14 protein-coding genes are annotated in these 18,995 nt (G+C 37.6%); 6 read left to right on the forward strand and 8 right to left on the reverse strand.

Annotated features, from left to right (window positions below; genetic code table 11):
• Positions 1-25 precede the first annotated feature (25 nt).
• The 4 genes from ACFQ3Q_RS11375 to ACFQ3Q_RS11390 all read right to left on the reverse strand — a co-directional run bounded on the left by ACFQ3Q_RS11375 (position 26) and on the right by ACFQ3Q_RS11390 (position 4,589).
• Positions 26-1,024, reverse strand: coding sequence for an SDR family oxidoreductase (locus tag ACFQ3Q_RS11375; protein WP_380745918.1), 999 nt, complete (start codon positions 1,022-1,024; stop codon positions 26-28).
• Between the two features lie 143 nt (positions 1,025-1,167).
• Positions 1,168-2,037: a glucose-1-phosphate thymidylyltransferase RfbA gene (gene rfbA, locus ACFQ3Q_RS11380; protein ID WP_380745920.1), complete on the reverse strand. Its 870-nt coding sequence runs from the start codon at positions 2,035-2,037 to the stop codon at positions 1,168-1,170.
• A 40-nt stretch (positions 2,038-2,077) separates the two neighbouring features.
• The gene (locus ACFQ3Q_RS11385; protein WP_380745922.1) at positions 2,078-3,157 is read right to left on the reverse strand and encodes a DegT/DnrJ/EryC1/StrS family aminotransferase; all 1,080 of its coding nucleotides are present in this window, start codon (positions 3,155-3,157) and stop codon (positions 2,078-2,080) included.
• Positions 3,141-4,589, reverse strand: a complete 1,449-nt coding sequence (locus tag ACFQ3Q_RS11390; RefSeq protein ID WP_380745924.1) for a lipopolysaccharide biosynthesis protein — start codon at positions 4,587-4,589, stop codon at positions 3,141-3,143. The genes ACFQ3Q_RS11385 and ACFQ3Q_RS11390 overlap by 17 nt, the downstream gene beginning before the upstream one ends.
• Before the next feature lie 261 nt (positions 4,590-4,850).
• Between ACFQ3Q_RS11390 and ACFQ3Q_RS11395 the strand changes: the two genes are divergently transcribed.
• Positions 4,851-5,840 (forward strand): glycosyltransferase family 10 domain-containing protein, encoded by a 990-nt coding sequence (locus ACFQ3Q_RS11395; RefSeq protein WP_380745926.1) that lies wholly within the window; start codon positions 4,851-4,853, stop codon positions 5,838-5,840.
• Positions 5,841-5,848: 8 nt separating this feature from the next.
• On the opposite strand, the gene rfbB is transcribed toward ACFQ3Q_RS11395, so the two are convergent.
• Both rfbB and ACFQ3Q_RS11405 read right to left on the reverse strand, forming a co-directional pair.
• Positions 5,849-6,907 (reverse strand): dTDP-glucose 4,6-dehydratase, encoded by a 1,059-nt coding sequence (gene rfbB, locus ACFQ3Q_RS11400; RefSeq protein WP_380745928.1) that lies wholly within the window; start codon positions 6,905-6,907, stop codon positions 5,849-5,851.
• A 26-nt stretch (positions 6,908-6,933) separates the two neighbouring features.
• Positions 6,934-7,938 (reverse strand): LacI family DNA-binding transcriptional regulator, encoded by a 1,005-nt coding sequence (locus tag ACFQ3Q_RS11405; RefSeq protein WP_380745930.1) that lies wholly within the window; start codon positions 7,936-7,938, stop codon positions 6,934-6,936.
• A gap of 451 nt (positions 7,939-8,389) precedes the next feature.
• Here ACFQ3Q_RS11405 and ACFQ3Q_RS11410 point away from each other — a divergent pair, with 451 nt between their 5' ends.
• The 3 genes from ACFQ3Q_RS11410 (at position 8,390) to ACFQ3Q_RS11420 (ending at position 10,216) form a co-directional block, all read left to right on the forward strand.
• Entirely contained in the window at positions 8,390-8,713 is a 324-nt protein-coding gene (locus ACFQ3Q_RS11410) for a phosphoribosylpyrophosphate synthetase (protein WP_380745932.1), read from the forward strand.
• A 97-nt stretch (positions 8,714-8,810) separates the two neighbouring features.
• Positions 8,811-9,302 carry a Dps family protein gene (locus ACFQ3Q_RS11415; RefSeq protein ID WP_380745934.1) on the forward strand — a complete coding sequence of 164 codons (492 nt, stop codon included), beginning with the start codon at positions 8,811-8,813 and terminating at the stop codon, positions 9,300-9,302.
• 17 nt (positions 9,303-9,319) lie between these two features.
• The gene (locus ACFQ3Q_RS11420; RefSeq protein WP_380745936.1) at positions 9,320-10,216 is read left to right on the forward strand and encodes a mechanosensitive ion channel family protein; all 897 of its coding nucleotides are present in this window, start codon (positions 9,320-9,322) and stop codon (positions 10,214-10,216) included.
• Positions 10,217-10,369: 153 nt separating this feature from the next.
• Here the strand turns inward: ACFQ3Q_RS11420 and ACFQ3Q_RS11425 are convergent, their stop codons facing one another.
• Positions 10,370-14,089, reverse strand: a complete 3,720-nt coding sequence (locus ACFQ3Q_RS11425) for a metallophosphoesterase (RefSeq protein WP_380745938.1) — start codon at positions 14,087-14,089, stop codon at positions 10,370-10,372.
• A gap of 55 nt (positions 14,090-14,144) precedes the next feature.
• Here ACFQ3Q_RS11425 and ACFQ3Q_RS11430 point away from each other — a divergent pair, with 55 nt between their 5' ends.
• Complete coding sequence (locus tag ACFQ3Q_RS11430) at positions 14,145-15,329, forward strand: Pycsar system effector family protein (RefSeq protein ID WP_380745940.1); 1,185 nt, start codon at positions 14,145-14,147, stop codon at positions 15,327-15,329.
• On the opposite strand, the gene ACFQ3Q_RS11435 is transcribed toward ACFQ3Q_RS11430, so the two are convergent.
• A complete protein-coding gene (locus ACFQ3Q_RS11435) occupies positions 15,321-17,690 on the reverse strand; it encodes a GAF domain-containing protein (RefSeq protein WP_380745942.1) in 2,370 nt (789 codons plus the stop codon). The two genes, ACFQ3Q_RS11430 and ACFQ3Q_RS11435, sit on opposite strands and share 9 nt — an antisense overlap.
• 136 nt (positions 17,691-17,826) lie before the next feature.
• Here ACFQ3Q_RS11435 and ACFQ3Q_RS11440 point away from each other — a divergent pair, with 136 nt between their 5' ends.
• On the forward strand, positions 17,827-18,945 hold the full coding sequence (locus ACFQ3Q_RS11440) for a redoxin domain-containing protein (protein ID WP_380745944.1): 1,119 nt from the start codon (positions 17,827-17,829) through the stop codon (positions 18,943-18,945).
• The last annotated feature ends 50 nt before the right edge of the window (positions 18,946-18,995 follow it).

Below are 18,995 nucleotides of genomic sequence, written 5' to 3' on the forward strand. Positions count from 1 at the left end.
CGTTGCTTATTATATGTTCTTTACTCTATTTTAAATTATCCCAATACCATTTAACCGCTTCTTCCAGGCCTCCGGCTATTTTATGAGTTGGTTCATAACCAAGGAGCGTTTTGGCTTTTTCAACCGAGGCCAAGGAATGCGGTATATCTCCCGGTCTATTTGGACCGTGCTTAACCTCCACTTCACCAATACTGGAATCATATTTTGATAAATATTTTTTTAGAAGCTGAGTTAACTCCACCAAATTTGTTCTGTCACCTACCGCAGTATTATAGACCTGATTTAAAGCTTTTTCATTATCAGTAGTCAAAGCCAAAATATTCATTTGAACCACATTATCTATATAAGTGAAGTCACGGGAATATGTTCCGTCTCCATTAATAACAGGGCTCTGATGCTCCATAAACTGCATTACGAATTTTGGAATTACCGCAGCGTAGGCTCCATTGGGATCCTGTTTTCGACCAAAAACATTGAAATACCTCAACCCAATTGTGTCAAGATCATAAGTTTTGTGGAAAATATCGGCATACAATTCATTTACATACTTTGTGATCGCATAAGGAGAAAGCGGTTTTCCAATCTCTTCCTCTACTTTTGGCAGTTTTTCAGAATCCCCATAAGTTGATGAACTTGCAGCATATACAAATCTTTTAACATCGGCATCTCTTGCGGCAACCAGCATATTCAGGAATCCAGAAATATTCACCTCATTACTGGTTATCGGATCATTTATGGAACGTGGCACCGATCCCAAAGCTGCTTCATGCAAAATATAATCAACCCCTTTACAGGCTTCCTTACACGTATCCAGATCACGAATGTCACCTTCGATCAACGTGAAATTCTCATTTCCCTCAAAAGCCTCCAGGTTTTTCTTTTTACCTGTAGAAAAGTTATCGAGGCATACCACCTGAGCATTCAATTCTAGCAATTTATCACACAAATTAGATCCGATAAATCCGGCTCCACCTGTTACGAGGATAGTCTTTGAAGCTAGCTTTTCTTCCTGAATATTATTCATTTACAGTGAAATGTTTTTATTTTCAAAATAATTCGCGTCAAAGATAGAATTTCTCAACTAAGAAGAATCAGGCATAATCTTAAAGAAATACTAAAACGTTAAGATCTATGTCTAATTGAACAAAATCATCCTTCAGTTATTACCTAAAGCAAATTTTGAATATAAACCCCATAATCACTCTTCAGTAAATGATTAGCTAAAGCCTTTAACTTATCTTTATCTATATACCCCATCCTATAGGCTATTTCTTCTATGCAGGCGATTTTTAATCCTTGTCGTTTCTCTATTGTTTGGATAAAATTTGAAGCTTCTAGTAATGAATCGTGTGTACCGGTATCTAACCACGCATACCCCCTCCCCATTAACTCAACATTTAAAAGGCCTTGTTTCAAATAGCTTTGATTGATTTCGGAAATTTCCAGCTCCCCCCTTTTACTTGGTGTAGATCTCTTAGCAGTTTCAATTACTGAATTAGGGTAAAAGTATAGTCCCGTAACTGCAAAATGACTCTTTGGATTTTTTGGCTTTTCTTCAATACTTTTAGCTTTTCCATCTTCATCGAAGTCTACAACACCATATCTCTCCGGATCATTTACATAATATCCGAATACCGTAGCTTTCCTATCAATCTCACAGTTTTTAACAGCCTTGTTTAACAATTCGCTAAATCCCTGACCGTAAAAAATATTATCTCCCAATACAAGACAAACATCATCACTTCCAATAAATTCCTCTCCAATTATAAAGGCTTCCGCAAGACCGTTTGGCTCAGCCTGCTCCTTATAACGAAAACTTATTCCGAGGTCACTTCCATCTCCTAATAACTTTTCAAAATTAGGAAGGTCCTCTGGTGTTGAAATAATTAAAATCTCCTTTATCCCTGCCAACATTAATACTGAAAGAGGATAGTAGATCATAGGTTTATCATAAACCGATAAGAGTTGCTTTGAAACTCCCTTTGTAATCGGGTATAAACGAGAGCCGGTTCCCCCGGCAAGAATAATTCCTTTCATTTAAAAATAAGTTTAAACTAATAAAGCTGGTTAAAGCCCTTTATTTATCTATAATATCATTAATGATTCCTGAAATCATTGCTACTTCCTTCATTTTAAGCCCAGAATACAAGGGCAGGCACATAATTCTATTAGAAATATCCTGAGAAATTTTCATTGCAGAATATTCAACATAATTAAGGGTGTTCAGGGAAGGGTAGAAATATCTCCTTGGAAAAACATTTTCCTTATTTAAAGCTGACTTAACCTCTAGCAAAGTTTTTTCATCTTTAAAAATAACAGGATAGTAACTATAGTTCCATTCTGTACCTTCCCGAATGATCAATTTGTTCAATTTTTCAAAATCTAAACTTTTATCATATGTATTTACTACCTGCTTTCTTGCTTCCATAATCCGACTCACATAAGGCAATACTGCCAACCCCATACCTGCCTGCAACTCATTCATTTTCGCATTAATTCCAAGCCCCTGAAAATCAACTGCAGTCCGGTGCCCAAAATTATGTGAATAAAACAATTCATTATTTAAGATTTCATCCTTACAGAACATAGCTCCTCCTTCACCAGTGTGAAATAATTTAGTAGCATGAAAACTACACGTACTAACATCTCCATAATTAAATATTGACTCCCCCTTATAATTCACCCCAAAAGCATGTGCTGCATCATAAATAACTTTCAAATTATGTTTCTCGGCAATTTTTGCGATCGCTTCTACATTACAAGGATTCCCAAAAACATGAGTAACAAGAATAGCAGTTGTATTCCGGGTTATAACAGCCTCAATTTTCTCTTCATTAATGGTCAAATATTCTGGATGAATATCTACAAAAACCGGCGTGCAGTTTTCCCAGACTATAGATGAAGTAGTAGCCACATAGCTAAAAGGAGTTGTAATCACTTTTCCTCCCTTTGCAAGAGATTTAAGTGAAATTTGTAAAGGTAAGGTTCCGTTTGCTGTAAGAATTATATTAGGAATATTCAGTAACTTTTTTAGCTCTTGTTGAAGTCTTGAATGAAGAAGTCCTCCATTGGCAATCTGGTTACTTTCCCATATTTCCTGGATTATCCTATGATATTCCTCCTTGGGAGGCAAAAAAGTCTTAGTAACCTGAATCATTTTTTCTTAGTAATTGAGATAGTTCTAAAAAGCTATTAAATTTTAAGACGTAAGCCATCAAGATGTAAAATAACAACCCAGACAAACCACTTATTATTATCCTTAATATATCGGCTTGCTCCATTAATCCAAATGAATCTACTGAATAAACAATGCTACCCGCAACAAGAGCAAGTAAGATACTTGGCAAAACATCAACTAACTGTTGTAAGGCTGTATACTTAATATATCTCCCAGTATAATGCGCGTTTATAAAAAAAGCTATGACCGAGATAGCAACCTGACCATATAATAAAGCAATAATACCAAAAGGTATAGTTATGACAAGTGTTATAAGAATTACCACCTTTTTAACTACTTCCAGTTTCAAAAACAGGTCACTTCTTCCCTTCACATTCAATACATCTAAGTTATATGAATGAAGTGGATATAGTATTCCGGTTACACAAAGAATTTGGAAGTAAGGTACAGCAGGCAACCATTTTTCAGTAAAAAGAAACCTAAATACAGGTTCTGCCAATATCGCTAAAAAAACAAGAATGGGTGTCACCAGAAAAACTACCATCTGCATTATTTTCTTATAAACCCGTTTAAGCCTCTCATCATCATTTTGAATAGAAACGAACAATGGAAAAGTAACCTTATCTAATGCCCTGGATATATTTTTCACAGGAAGCTGATTCATTGTTTCGGCTCTGGTATATAACCCTACCTGAGTGGCCGAAAAATATTTTCCGATTGCTATAAGAAAGATATTTTTAAAAACCCGATCAAGCAATTCAGATAAGGTTAATTTATACCCGTAATTGAAGTGTGTCCTAAATTTTTTCCTGTCAAAACAGAAAGCGGGGTACCAACTTGAATATATCCAAAGCTGAATACTACTGGCAGCAGCTGTAACCAAACTACTCCAAACCAAACTCCATACTCCAAATCCGTATATCGCCAAAACAACCCCCACAATTCCGCCAATAATTGCTGCAGGAATAGCTATTATGGTTTGGGTTTTAAAGTCCATTTTTTTAGTTAGCCTAGCCAATTGAACGGCGGATAAACCTGAAATAATGAAGGTCAAACAGTAAACCCGAACTATTTCTGTTAACACCGAATGGCCATAAAAATCAGCGATGAAAGGAGCTAGAAAATATATAAAAGTATAAACCAGAATACTTGCCAATAGATTAAAATAAAAGACCGTTGAATAATCTCTATTATCCAAATTCTCCCCGCGAATAAGAGATTTAGTAAGCCCGCCATGTAATAATGCATTGCCTACAGCAACGAACACCGCAATCATTCCAATTAAACCAAATTCCTTTGGCATTAGAATTCTTGCCAAAACAACTGAAATGATAAATCCAATCAATTGGTTCCCAAATTGCTGAGCAAAAGTCCATACCAAACCGATTGCAGCCTGTTTCTTTAAAGACATTTATAGGATTGTTCCATTAACTATAGGGCAAACTCATATTTCTATTTAATAAGAAAATAAGATTCAAACCAAATTTAACATATCCAAATATCCTAAATTAAAAACGGAGTTTAGTAAGAAAAGGATGAAAAAGCCCAAAAATTAATTATATCCTTGACAATTAACCCCTAAATAGTATCTTAGACATCAGTTATTGGCTTTTAAACCATAGCTCAATTTCCATAGAAGCTTAACCAAAAAAGAACTTTCAATCTACCGAAAATGCAAAAAATAAAACTCTGGTTTACTGACTTTTATGAAGGGTTTGAAATTGAGAATAATTACTTCTTTAATCTTTTAAAAAAAACGTATAATGTAGAATTAGATCAAAGAAGCCCAGATTACTTAATTTACTCTTGCTATGGGAGTGAATTCCTAAAATATAATTGTATTAGAATTTATTACACAGGAGAAAACCTGGTACCCGATTTTAATCTATGTGACTATGCCATTGGTTTTCATTATTTAGAGTTTCATGATCGATACTTAAGATTTCCTAATTTTGCACTATTTAAAGATCAGTTCAAAAAGCTAATCAAGCCTCTAAACTCTGTACATTCAGAAAGTATTTCTAAAGAGCATTTCTGCAATTTCATTTATGCTAATTCAGAAGCTGATCCTGCTCGTGATGATTTTTTCAATCTTCTAAACAAGTACAAGAAAGTTTCATCTCCCGGGAGGCATCTAAACAACCTTAGGATAAATGTAGGTGAGAGATTTTCAAAAGACTGGATGTATACTAAAATTCAATTTCAATCCTCTTGTAAATTTAGCATTGCATTTGAAAACAGTTCTTCTCCAGGATATACAACAGAAAAATTATTACACGCGTTCATTTCCAATACTATCCCGATTTATTGGGGTAACCCCGAAGTCACCAAAGACTTTAACCCAAAGGCTTTTATTATTTGTCATGAATACCCCAACTTTGAAGAGGTTGTGAAGAAGATAAAGGAAATTGACAACGATGATGAATTATTTATCTCCATTTTAAATGAACCTCCTTTTAGAAATAATTCAGTTCCGGATAATTTAAAAACAGATAATCTAAATAAATTCTTAGCAAATATTTTTGATCAAGAATTAAGTGACGCATTCAGAAGACCTAATTATGGCACTACTCGGAAATATGAAAATAATTTAAAGGGATTAGTGAAATTAAAAAATAAAATGAAACCGGTTATTAATCTGATATCCAAGTTGAAAAATTAGAATCCAGTTTACCTGTAATGACTGGCATAATAATTTTTATACTCCCCCGAGGTCACATGATTTAACCACTTCTCATTCTTAAGATACCAGTCAATTGTTTTACTTAAACCTTCTTCAAAAGTTACTGAAGGTTTCCATTTTAACTCTTTACTAAGCTTTGTTGCATCAATTGCATAACGCTTATCGTGACCAGGACGGTCCTTAATAAAGGTGATCAATTTTTCAGAATTGCCTTTCTCCCTCCCCAATTTTTCATCCATCTGTTTACACAACAGCTTTACCAAGGAGATATTCTCCCATTCATTAAAGCCCCCAACATTATAGGTTTCTTTTTTTTCAGCATGATGAAAAATAACATCTATTGCTTTTGCGTGATCTTCAACATAAAGCCAGTCTCGGGTATATTTTCCATCGCCATAGACCGGAAGAGGCTGTCTATTAACTATATTATTAATAAACAGAGGAATGAGCTTTTCCGGGAACTGATTTGGCCCATAATTGTTGGAACAATTTGAAATAACATATGGTAAGTCATAAGTTTCACCATAGGCTCTAACAAAATGGTCTGCTCCGGCTTTCGATGCCGAATATGGTGAGTTGGGAGCATAAGCCGTTGTTTCTGTAAAATAGCCTTCCTTCCCGAGAGTTCCATATACTTCATCTGTGCTTATATGATAGAACAACTTCCCCTGAAAATCACCCTTCCAGATATATTTTGCCGCATTAAGCAAATTTAAAGTTCCCAAAATATTTGTCTTTGCAAAAGCAAGAGGATCTTTAATGGACCTGTCCACATGAGATTCAGCGGCTAAATGAATTACCGAATCAAATTTATACTTCTCGAAAAGATTAAAAATCCCTTTTTCATCAGTTATATCTGCCTTAATAAAAGTGTAATTAGAAGCCTTCTCCGTATCCCTAAGATTTTCAAGATTTCCGGCATAAGTAAGGGAGTCCAGATTATAAACATGATAATCCGGATAATTATTTACAAAAAGTCTAACGACATGGGATCCAATAAAGCCCGCGCCTCCTGTAACCAGAACTCTTCTTCTAACCTGTTTCATTAATTTTAAATTTAAGAGGTATCTTCCTAAAAATCTGTAGACTCCAAATGCACCAGTTTTGTATCTATGATTTCCTGATTGTATTTCTCTGAAGACAACCCATTAATTCGCTTAACCAACAAATCCATAGCCTTCACCCCTATTTTATTAGGGAACTGGTCAATGTAACTGATAGAAGGACTTAGATATCCTGCAATGTTTTCGCTTAAGAAGCCTATTATCTTGAGGTCCCGTGGAATCCTGATATTATTTTCATAGGCAAGCCGTGAAGCCATCATCGTACTTTCAAAATCGGTACACAATAAAGCGTCTACTTTCTTGTCGAGTAGCAGGCTTAATAATTTCTCTTTCAGACTGGCTTTCCTTGCTGAATTAGCGATAAAAAAATCTTCTTTGCTTTTAAGAGCATCTTTATATCCGGTAATCCGAAGTTTCCCTACCCCCATATGATGAATGGAAGTTGCGATCCCGATCTTTTTCAAACCTTTGGCCTGGAGGATTTTTGTTGCATCATAAAATATCTTTTTATCATCCACCCCTACCTTATCCACCGGCATTTCAAAATCTATACGATCATACAGTACCACAGGTATATTATAATCTATCATATTAAAAATATGGTCGTACTCCCCTTGACGCTGAGTTTCCTCTGAAATTGCCATTAAAACGCCATCAACAAAGCCGGAAGTGAGCATATCTACAATTTGCTTTTCTCTGTCTAAAGATTCATTGGAAATATAAGTGATTACCTGCAAGCCATCTCTCTGAGCCTGCGCTTCTATTCCCGACAGGACTTCAGCGAAAAAGGCGTTTGAAATATTTGGAATTATCACCCCTATGGTCCCGCTTTTACTGCTTTTAAGGTTTACGGCAACCGGGTTTGGCCTGTAATTATGCAATGCAGCAAGTTCTTTTACCCGCTCAACGGTTTTAGGACTTATCTCGGGACTATCGTGTAAAGCTTTGGAAACCGTTGATACCGAAACATTCAGAAGCTTAGCTAATTCTTTTAGGGTGATTTTACTTTTCATAATTTACATAATTAGCGAAAAATTTCGATTAAGTTATTATGCTAATATTAATTTTTCAAAGATGTGGATTTTCTATTATCTAATTCTATCTATTCGAACAAAATATTATATTTCCCTTATTTCGCAAATAGCATTATTTAAAAATCAAGTAATTAATATAAGGAGGAAAGAGTATCCTATTGATAACCAAACCTATGAAATTTATAAAATCGTACTGGATTTATATCATTGCCGCAATAATCACCGTAATCGGTTTGATTACGGGCTGGTATTTTTTTATTCTGCTTGTACTGCCTTTAAATCTGTTTACCAAAAGCAACAGGAACAAAGACGAATAAACTAAAAAGCTCTTGAAAGCCCCGTAGTTAAACTTATCCTAAAGCAAAGTCCCGATTTGTTATTCACTTAGCTTCGCCGTAATTTACTCATATAATCAATCAAAAATTACAAAATGAAAGATTACGGAACATTATCTCAGGCACTAAATAAATTAAAACTTGAAGAAGGCTACGAGCACGATTTCAATCTTCAGGATGAAGAAAACATCGAAATCAAAGGCAAAGATGAAAGTTTTGGAGTAGATGAATTTGAGGTGGATAAAGTATTAAGATTCGAAGGGATGAGCAATCCAGACGATAATGCCATTCTTTATGCTATTACCACTACCAATGGTACAAAAGGAGTTCTTGTAGATGGCTACGGAATATCAAGCGGTCAGGTATCCAAAGAAATGTTCGAGAAGCTGGACCTAAAGGGCCACAGACCTATCAATTGAATTAGTTAAACTTGTATTAAACCACAGACTATGATTGGGTTTTAGCCACAATCATTGTATTTTTGAATAGAATTTAAAAAAACAATAAAAAAAAACTATGAGCTATTTAGGACTAGATACCAAGAAGACCGCTAAAACTGTTGAAGAGTTAAACGTCTTATTGGCAGATTATCACTTATATTATCAGAAACTTAGAAATTTCCATTGGAACGTTATTGGTAAAAATTTCTTTGATCTTCACGAAAAATTTGAAGAGCTGTATGATGACGCCAAATTAAAGGTAGATGAAATTGCTGAAAGAATACTCACTTTAAGGCATCAGCCAACCAGTAATCTTAGTGACTATCTTAAAGCCTCTAACCTGAAAGAATCTAAGTCTGACCTTACCGACCTTGATATGATCAAGACGCTACTGGACGACCACGGGGTTCTTTTAAAGCAAATGAGACAAGTGGTGGAAGTGGCAGATAAGGCTGGCGATGAAGGTACTATAGACCTTATAGGGGCATACATAAGAGAACTTGAAAAAACCAGCTGGATGCTTGATGCCTGGAAGATGAAGACCAGTGAAAAGCATAAGTCTATCTAATTCGGTATATTAGATAAATGTTCGATGATTTCAGCATAAACGAATCCTTAAGTGGAATAGGCAATAAACTTGCCGAATGGCTGGATACCTTAATAGTCAATCTTCCAAATTTTATATTGGCTGTACTGGTATTCAGTTTCTTTATATTGGCCGCAAAATATATTGGCAGGCTTATGAATAATATCCTGCGCCGTAAGGTTAGCCAGGATAGCATAAGGCAAATCACTGTTAAGGTATTAAAAACAGTTATAATCCTCCTCGGGTTTTTCATTGCCTTAGGCCTTCTCAATCTTGACAAAGTATTAACCTCGGTTCTTGCAGGTGCCGGGGTTGTTGGTTTAGCCATAGGTTTGGCCCTGCAGGGCACCCTTAACAACACCTTTTCTGGGGTTATCCTAAGCTTTCTCCCTGAAATTCAAATTGGGGATTGGGTTGAGACCAACGGTTTTGCGGGAGAGGTTGTAGAGATCAATCTAAGAAACATCGTTATTAAGGAAACAGACAATAATTACGTGGTCATTCCGAACTCCAAAATTATTGAAGAACCTTTTAAGAATTTTTCCAGAACTCCACGCTCAAGAGTAAGTCTGGATTGTGGCGTAGCCTACAGTTCTAATCTTGAAACGGTACAAAATCTCACCTTAGAAACCATAGAAGAGCTATTTCCGCAAAGAGGAAATGAGGAGGTTGAATTTATGTACAAGGAATTTGGTGACAGCTCTATCAATTTTATGGTAAGATTCTGGACAGATGTATCTAGGAACAGAGATATCCTTATTGCCAGAAACAAGGCTATTATGGCCGTTAAGAAAGCATTTGACAATAACGGCATTACCATTCCATTCCCAATCAGGACTATAGATTTCAGCAATAATCTTTCCCTTAATAAGGGTAAAGAAGATACAGAATCATAAGGTTTACTTTAGGTTTATAACAGCCTTTAAAGTTAGCTTTCTGTTCTAATTGGACAGATAATATCGCTGTGCAGTTCTTAAACTGAAAGACCAGATAAAAAAAGCTTCATCGGTGGATGAAGCTTTTTTTATGAAGTTATCTTTTGAAGGTTCCTAGAATTTAAATCCGAAGCCGAATGAGAAACGCCAGCCCTCAGACCCTTTAAACATACTGAATGTACCATTAACGGCTTCAGCACTATTTACCCAAAGACCTCCTCCGTAGCTGTCGTGCCACAGCTTGCTATTCTCATTATCATTATAAACACGTCCCAGGTCATACCCCCCGAAGATCCCGATTTGTAAAGGCAGAAAGCTGGTCTTTAACCTATCAAAACTGTACCTAAGGTCGGCGCCGGTAGCAAAAGAACTTTCTCCCGTATACCTTTGCTGCCTGTATCCTCTCAAGCCATTGCTCCCCCCAAGTTGGGCAGCCTGGTAAAATTCAAAATCATCTCCCATATTTATATGTGCCTGGGCCTTTGTTTTCAAAACAAGTTTTCTGTTTCTCGTTAAAGCATTATAGAAACCTAAATAAGGTTTAAAATAACCGTAATGCTGATCCACATCTGCCGTATTAATTTTACCACCCAAATTTAGTTCGAACTTCATTCCCCGGGTTGGGTTGAGATTGTTGTCATAACTTTCATAGCGATAAAGTGCGTCAAGACCTGCGAAATATTTTCGGTTAAAAAAGTCCGGATCATCGGTCACGAAATCTTCGGTGATAAACCTGGCTTCAGATTCGTCTATTTTATTGGCTTCAAAAGAAGCTTCATACCTGAAAAGACTACCAAAAGGAGTCGCATTTTCAAGCCCGAAGTTAACTCCTACACTGCCTATTTTAACCCTGTTATAATCAAAGTCCAGTTCATCATCATAATTCGGGGTTTCATTTCCGTAGCCGAAAAAATTAACCGCAAAATTCGGACTGGAATAATGGACTCCGGTGATCAGATTGTATTTACCTACTATATGGGCGTATTCTCCAGTATAAGTAAGATCGAAGCCTCCTGTTGCAAAATAGACCTGAGCCGCCAGACTATGCTGTGTGGTAAACGGGTTCCTCTTAAACCTGTTAACCGTGTATACGCTCTTTAAGGCTAATTTGAAACCATCATCAGGATTATAACCTATTCCCGGTAAAAGCGCTCCCGAGTTAAAGTTCTTCTTATCCTTATCATAGGTATTGATGTCATAATAGTCCGAAAACCTGAATCTTGCATTTCCTCTTTCTTTAACCGTATTAGGTTTAGATTTATGATCATAGATCTTCAGGTTATCGCCGGTTTTAATGGTATAGATGTCATTGTTCTGGCCTCCGATAATCCTTACATAGATCTTTTTATCTCCATCTCCATCAACAAATATTTGATCGTCGTCATCCAGGGCATAAATCCAGATATCATCGGTATATTTTTTATCATAAACCTTATCGCTTACTATTTCGGCTCTTTGACCATCCTTATTCCTGGAAATCGTCACCCTGGTTTTACCCTCAGGCATCCTTAAAACATCAATAAAATCATCCTTGTCTGTTCCGGTAACAATGGCCAACTTCGCAAGGTATTTGTAATAACGCATTGAAATATCAACGATATTATCTCTTCTGCCCTTTAATTTTTCTACCAACTCGGCGGTGGTTTCATTCTGGGTTTCCAGTGGCAAGGTGGCAAAGGCTTCTTCTATCACTTCATCGGTAATATTCTCCTGAACGAATTTAGCCTGTTCCAGCCAGGTTTCCCTTCCCACATTCTGAAGCAAAGACCTGTCAAGCCCAACAGCTGCCACATTGAACCATTCTACATTCTTGATGTCTTTATCATAAACCGCAAACTGATTCGCAAAACCGGCTATAGATCTTAAAGTTCCGAAAAAGGCTCCGTCGAAATTTGAAAAAACCTGATCACGGTCTCTTGGGATAGGTTCAAAAACACGATTCCCCTCTGCATCTTCAATTTCTGCCCAACGCCACTGATCCTGGTGCCTGTCCCAGTCTCCCACCAGCATATCGAAAATCCTGGCTTTCACATAACCCGACTCGTCAAGCGTATATTTCTCGTCTCGCCTTAGGCGTTCAAACATATCTGCAGTACTCACAATATCGTGATTAGGGTTCCCAAAAGAATCATACCCCAGCCAGTGCTCCTCCGGCCTTTCTACCAGCATATAAATATCATCTCCGTGCTCATTGTTATACTCTCCTAGTTTTATCTGTTTTGGGAGGTAGAATAATTTAGGATTTGTATGATGAAGATCTATCGCTTCAGATAGCTTCGGAATGGTCAAAAACGCGTATGGATGTGCTGCCGTATAGAAATCATTGATCATACTTTCGGCTACCGTATTTTCCATCTGGTTTTCTATAGGAGTATCCTTGAAAGCCACAGATTGCAGAAACTGGACGGCATTTTTTCTGATCCGGCGCAGATTATACTCCCGGTTAAGGCTGTCTTTTACACGAACAGAGATCGTTTGATGCCCCCCGCCTCTTCTTATTGGCTCAAGACCACCATATAAGGTATCGAGGTCAGCGACCGGCAGACTAATCTTCTTCCCATACAGTTCCCGGTAGCGTTCCCCCCAAACCGTTCGGTGAATCACTCCTTTATCGGTATCATCTTCTTCGTAGACCGAAGCGGTTTTAGTTTCAGGAAAGTTCTGCACATAACTGGAAAGGTCGTAAGTTTCCGGAGAAGCGAACACTTCTTTTTGAAACAAGAGTTTTGGTTTGTTTTCTTCGTTCCCGTAAAAACTCACCCAGGCTGAGCCGTCTTTAAAAACATCGAATACGGCAAATCCCTGGCCGGCATAAGAAAACAGGCCATCATTGCTGAGTGTAGCATAGGTGGCTTTTGAACCTGAACCCGATACGATCTGCTTAATTCCATCGTGATTAATATACTGAAGGGAATGTTCATGCCCCGACACAAAGATCAATCGATCAGAATCCTTCGCAATGGTTTCTAGACGTTTAACCATAGATTTATATCGCTCATTCTGCCTGTCCTGAATCGATACACCTCCAGTGGTCCTGATCAATGAAGCCAGAGACCCCAGAATTGGCAGAGGTATCTTCTTTTGAGATGGATATAAATGCCGGTCAAAATTATATTGCCCACCGTGAATTCCATTAGTATAAACAGGATGGTGTAAAGCTATAATGATCGTTTTATTCTGATTTTTCTTTATCTCCGACTGCACTTCCAAAAACATGGCCTCCCTTGTCTTGATCTCTGCACAATCATCGTTAATCGTAGGATGCCTGTCCCAGTCTTCAAGATACCATTGAGAATCGATCACAATCATCGCAATGTTTTCACTAACATCAAGGGTTTGGAGCCCACAGCCGGTATCTGGCGCCCAGATAAGATTTTTTTTGAATTTCTCCTTTAGATATTCCGACTGGCGCTCAAGACCATTTATTCCTTCGCTATACCAGTCGTGATTTCCGGGAATAAAAAGCACCTTCCCGTTATAATGTTCTATGGCATCAAGTTGTGCATCCAGACGATACTCAGCTTTTTCCCGGTCTGGATCTTCTTTTTCCGGCAATCCATCAGGGTAAATATTATCTCCCAGGAAGATGGTGTAATTTTCAGTTTTCTTAACCGAATCCAAATAGCTTTTCAGAGCCAGAAGCCCTTTTGAGGTTCCTCCCTGTGGGGAATAGCCTCCATCTCCAATTAAATAAAAAGACTTCTCTATCTCTTTATCTATGGGGTATTGTGACTTGGTTTGGGACTTGTCTTCTCTGTATTTTGGGCCGTAGGAGGCACAACCATAAAGTATTGTTAATATTAAGGCAGAGAGGAAGATGTTGGTGGTTTTCATAAGGGATTTTGAACTATTTTTGTAATTTGGCAACATATAAACAAGTAATTCTTACATGAACCATCTCACAGAGAAAGCCGATAATTTTGTATTAGATCTTTTTAATGAAAAGTTACCAAATACGTATATCTATCATAACTATAAGCATACTCAGCGCGTGGTTAAAAGTACTAAAGAATTAATTGACAAATCTGAAATTAATGTTAAAGAAGAAGAGGCGTTAATACTGGCCGCGTGGCTGCATGACACGGGATATACCAAGACATTTAACGGGCACGAGGAAGAGAGTGTGAAGATCGCAAAAGACTTCCTTGAAGAGAATAATGCCACCCCCGAATTAATAGAAAAGGTTTCCAATTATATAATGGCCACCAAGTTCTCTAATGAGCCGAAAACACTTCCGGAAAAGATCATCAGGGATGCCGATTCCTCTCATTTTGCAAAGGAGTATTTTGATGAAACCAGCGAACTTCTAAGACAGGAACTGGAACTTCTGAATATCAAAAATTTCAGCACTACAGAGTGGATCCAGGAAAACATCAGAGTTTTCACCGAAAAACATAAGTTCTATACTCCTTATGCCATTGAGAACTGGGAGCCTGAAAAGGATAAGAATCTTCTGGAACTCATCGAAAAACAGAACAAAAGAGAGAAAAAATTAAAAAAAGAAGAACATAAGGCCAGAATGAAGGCCAAATTTAAGAATGATAATCCCGAAAGGAGTATTCAGACTCTTTTCAGGACCAGTTTAAGGAACCACATCAAGTTAAGTGATATTGCCGACACGAAAGCCAATATACTGCTGTCAGTAAACGCGATCATTATCTCACTTGCGCTTAGTAACCTCATTCCTAAGCTGGATGCAGCTACCAACAAGCACCTCTTAATACCAAGTTTAATATTGGTGCTTTTTAGTGTGGCGTCTATAATCCTATCTATTATGTCTACCCGCCCGAATGTTACCAGTGGCGAGTTTACCAAAAAACAGGTGGAAGACCGCAAAGTAAACCTCCTATTCTTCGGAAACTTTCATAAGATGCCTTTTGACAGGTTTAAATGGGCAATGCAGGAGATCATCGAAGATAAAGATTACGTCTACGAACTTTTAATGCTGGACCTGCACTTGTTAGGAAAAGTACTTCACAGAAAATATTACCTGCTAAGACTTACCTATACCGTATTTATGGTAGGAATCATCATATCGGTAATAAGTTTTGTGCTGGCGTTCTACCTAATGTAGTTCTTCCATAAGATCTTCATAAGTAATAGTCTTTTCACGGGAGTTATCTTCCGGGCTATATAGAATATTTACCCTAATAGCCTTAAGCCCTATCACTCCCTGAACATCTTCAAGCTCCAACAACTCTACCTCATCTCCAAGATATTTTTTAGCCTGAAGGTATTTGATATAACGAAGATATTCACGCTCATCACTCCGTTGAGAATAGATAATGGCGATCTTTCCTTTTTGAGTAATTCTTTCCTCGGTCCCTTTAATGAAGGCTTTGTCTATACGCTTTTTAATAACTTCATACCTGGCATTATAAGTACCGTCTACATCAAATTTCTTTTCATCCATTCGGTACCTGATGGAAAGTGTTGTGTTATAGACAAGGATCAATGAAGCTGCATCAAGCTTAATAGGCGTGGTTTCCTGCAGCTGGTAGAAACGGTTCTCCATTTCACACATAGTGCTTAGCTGCCAAAGCCTTAGATTATAAAGGTAAACCTTATTAAAGGGTTTGTTCTGCACCATAGAAGCGCCAATATAGATATTGTGCTCTACCCCATCGGTCTTATACCTTTCAAAATAATGCGGATATATCTTCTGGGCCTGAATCTGCTTTTTATCGATATAACGGGACATCGTACGATTTACCTGCTGAACGGTTTCATCATAATGTTTCCTATGGTTGTAAACAATTCCGGTTTCAGGGTTAAGCTGATTTTGATATTCTTCCACCATCTTCTTAAGATCAGAAGACTGCTTCTTTAGATGAACCATAAGCGGGTTCACTTCTTTCTGAAGTAAATTGAAGACCTTCTGCTCACTGGAAGCATTCAGATTTTCTTCAATATCTTCCATAAAGTCTTCTATCCTGAACTTCACTTGCTCGTAAATTGGCAATTCCTCCGTTTTATAGGCTTTCTCGATAAGCTTTAGGATTAATTCCAGCTGATGAAGCAGATCTTTTTGTATGGCTTCGTTCCTGGCTTCCGAAGAAGCAACAATATCTATCTGCCCGTATAACGGATGAATATCTTTAAAGGCTATGTCTTTAAAAGAAGCTAACCCATCTTCATCAAGATCTTTGATAAACTTTTTCGCCTCCTTCTCGAAAACCCACAGCACACTGGGGTGAATTGAAGTACATTCACTCTGGATCACCGCTTTTATCCTGTTCTCAAAATCGGTTCTGTTTCGCTCAACAGCCGTAACGATATAAGGAAGAATATCATCGAGCTTTATCGCATTTATACTGTTAAGCTCATTCTTTCTTTTTGAAACCAGTTCAAGTACCCCCAGAAGCTTATTATTTTTAGCCACCGGTGCCAAAATGCAGCTCTTTACATCATTTTCCTGCAGATTCCTGGACAGCAGGTTATTGCTATTCTTTTTGGCATAAGCTTCAAGATTGGCGATGGTAAAATAGGCATTCTCATTAATAAGTTTATTGAAGGCTTCCTCACACACTCCCGTTTCACAGTCGCTTACAAGCTCTTTATTCAAGATAAAGCTCTGGGCGTCCTTATAATCCATCCTCTCAAAGATGTTTTCCTGTGGTTTATAAACGGTAAAACCAACCCGTAGGTCCGGGATCTTATATATTGACCTGAAGATCTCCTGTAATTTCTCAAGCTCCTCTTTTTCTGAAGTATCCTTATAAAGCAGGGTGGTTTTTAGTTCAGAAATAGCATCATCTATGGTAACATCGGTAAGGTTCAGGATGGTAAACCCTTTAAAAGTCCAGCTTTTTGGCGGGAACATTTCCTTCCATAGATCGATATTCTCTACATTCTGTATTAGCCTGTCTACATCTTCCTGGGTGATCTTTTTTGCTTTATCGGTAGGCTGAATTTCAACAAAATCACCATTCAGAGCTATTCTGTAATGCCTGGAGATTCCGTGCTCATCTGGAATATCATAATACAATGGCCGTGAAAAATCTATATCATATCCATAGTAATCATTTAGAATATTGATACAGGCGTGAATGTAGTACATATCCTCATCCATATTCCGCAGTTTCAGCTCAAAATCATCCCCGGCTACATCAAGGATCTTTTTCAGCCGCCTGGAAGCATTGAAAATGGTACTGTGATAAGGAATGGAAACAGCTTTAATCTCATTATTGGTAAGCACATTCGGAAAAAGATCATCCAGCAGGATCTCAATGGGCTCCTTGTATTTTTCAAGCGCATCGGCATCCTCTATCCCTTCGGTTAAGGCATCAAATTCAGAAACATAATCCAGAACATCCTGCATATAGTCTCTGGCAATTTTGCTCTTTTCCTGCTCAAGTTGCTTTTTATATTGCTCAATAACCTTATGGAAGCTAATCTTAATATCTAAAGGAAAATCTTCTATCTGCTGCTTCATATAATTCTAATATATCATAAAATTAATGTTTCTTACAAGTTCAGGATTCTGCCATACTTAAATTAACAATATTTTATAAAATTACCCCCTCTATAAATCTGCAGATGCTTATTTTTGCTGAAAACATAAATAAATTATGCGCAAAATATTAGCAATTTTTACTCTGGCTTTGCTTAGTTTCTCCTGTCAGGACGACAAAGGATATGCAATTACCGGAAGTGCCGAAAACATAAAAGACGGTACTAAAATTTTTGTTTCAGAAATCAGCAATTCTAACCGTCCGCAACGAGTGGACACCACTGAGGTGAAAGACGGACAATTCGAACTTGACCTTGAAGATAACGACAACCCTAAGTTAAGTTTCCTTGAGGTTGAAGGTCAAAACGGAAATGTGATCTTTATTTCTGAAAACAAAGAGATCAATTTTGAACTTTTTAAAGACAGCCTTAGAGCATCCCGGGTAACCGGCGGGAAAGAAAATAAGGTTTTGGAAAAGTATCTGGACCACCTGAAGGCGGTAAACAAAAAGATGACCGAAGTTAGAACTGAGGTGAAAGCAGCTTTCCAAAACCAGGATACTGCAAAGATCAACAAACTGCGTAAAACTGAAGAGGAGATCCTTGACAATGATAAGGTATTCAAACAAAAGCTTGTTAAAGAGAACAAAGACTCTTTTGTAGCAATTATGGCTCTAACAGACCTGTTAAGAATGAAGTCTCTTCCAAGCAGCGAGATCAGAAAGATGTATGAATCACTTCCTGAAAACGTGAAGCAGAATGCAATTGCAAGAGACCTTGGCAAACAGCTTGAAAATGCAAGTGCTACCGAGATTGGGGCTAAAGCTCCTGGTTTTACCGCACCAACTCCAGAAGGTGAAGAACTTTCTCTTAAAGATGCTATGGGCAAAGTGACCGTAATAGACTTCTGGGCTGCCTGGTGTAAGCCTTGTCGTGTAGAAAATCCTAAAGTTGTTAAGATCTACAACAAATACCACGATAAAGGGCTTAACATTATTGGAGTTTCTCTTGACCGCCCTGGTCAAAAAGAACGTTGGCTAAAAGCCATTGAAGACGACGGATTGGAGTGGCATCATGTTTCTAACCTTCAGTTCTGGAATGACCCTGTAGCTCAAAAATATGGTGTAAAAGCCATCCCTGCTACTTTCATTCTGGATGAGGAAGGAACTATTGTAGCAAGAAACCTTCGTGGAGATGATCTTGAGGAGAAGATCAAGGAACTGCTTGGTGAAGAATAGTGGTTTAAACAAAATCATAATAAAAAAAGCGCCTGATCAGGCGCTTTTTT

The sequence above is a fragment of the Salegentibacter chungangensis genome, from assembly GCF_042678405.1.
In the GTDB taxonomy this organism is placed as follows: Bacteria; Bacteroidota; Bacteroidia; order Flavobacteriales; family Flavobacteriaceae; genus Salegentibacter_A; species Salegentibacter_A chungangensis.

Coding starts and splice junctions, on each gene's coding strand:
- ACFQ3Q_RS11375 (WP_380745918.1), bottom strand. CDS start 1,024: ATGAATAATATTCAGGAAGAAAAGCTAGCTTCAAAGACTATCCTCGTA.
- rfbA (WP_380745920.1), bottom strand. CDS start 2,037: ATGAAAGGAATTATTCTTGCCGGGGGAACCGGCTCTCGTTTATACCCG.
- ACFQ3Q_RS11385 (WP_380745922.1), bottom strand. CDS start 3,157: ATGATTCAGGTTACTAAGACTTTTTTGCCTCCCAAGGAGGAATATCAT.
- ACFQ3Q_RS11390 (WP_380745924.1), bottom strand. CDS start 4,589: ATGTCTTTAAAGAAACAGGCTGCAATCGGTTTGGTATGGACTTTTGCT.
- ACFQ3Q_RS11395 (WP_380745926.1), top strand. CDS start 4,851: ATGCAAAAAATAAAACTCTGGTTTACTGACTTTTATGAAGGGTTTGAA.
- rfbB (WP_380745928.1), bottom strand. CDS start 6,907: ATGAAACAGGTTAGAAGAAGAGTTCTGGTTACAGGAGGCGCGGGCTTT.
- ACFQ3Q_RS11405 (WP_380745930.1), bottom strand. CDS start 7,938: ATGAAAAGTAAAATCACCCTAAAAGAATTAGCTAAGCTTCTGAATGTT.
- ACFQ3Q_RS11410 (WP_380745932.1), top strand. CDS start 8,390: ATGAAAGATTACGGAACATTATCTCAGGCACTAAATAAATTAAAACTT.
- ACFQ3Q_RS11415 (WP_380745934.1), top strand. CDS start 8,811: ATGAGCTATTTAGGACTAGATACCAAGAAGACCGCTAAAACTGTTGAA.
- ACFQ3Q_RS11420 (WP_380745936.1), top strand. CDS start 9,320: ATGTTCGATGATTTCAGCATAAACGAATCCTTAAGTGGAATAGGCAAT.
- ACFQ3Q_RS11425 (WP_380745938.1), bottom strand. CDS start 14,089: ATGAAAACCACCAACATCTTCCTCTCTGCCTTAATATTAACAATACTT.
- ACFQ3Q_RS11430 (WP_380745940.1), top strand. CDS start 14,145: ATGAACCATCTCACAGAGAAAGCCGATAATTTTGTATTAGATCTTTTT.
- ACFQ3Q_RS11435 (WP_380745942.1), bottom strand. CDS start 17,690: ATGAAGCAGCAGATAGAAGATTTTCCTTTAGATATTAAGATTAGCTTC.
- ACFQ3Q_RS11440 (WP_380745944.1), top strand. CDS start 17,827: ATGCGCAAAATATTAGCAATTTTTACTCTGGCTTTGCTTAGTTTCTCC.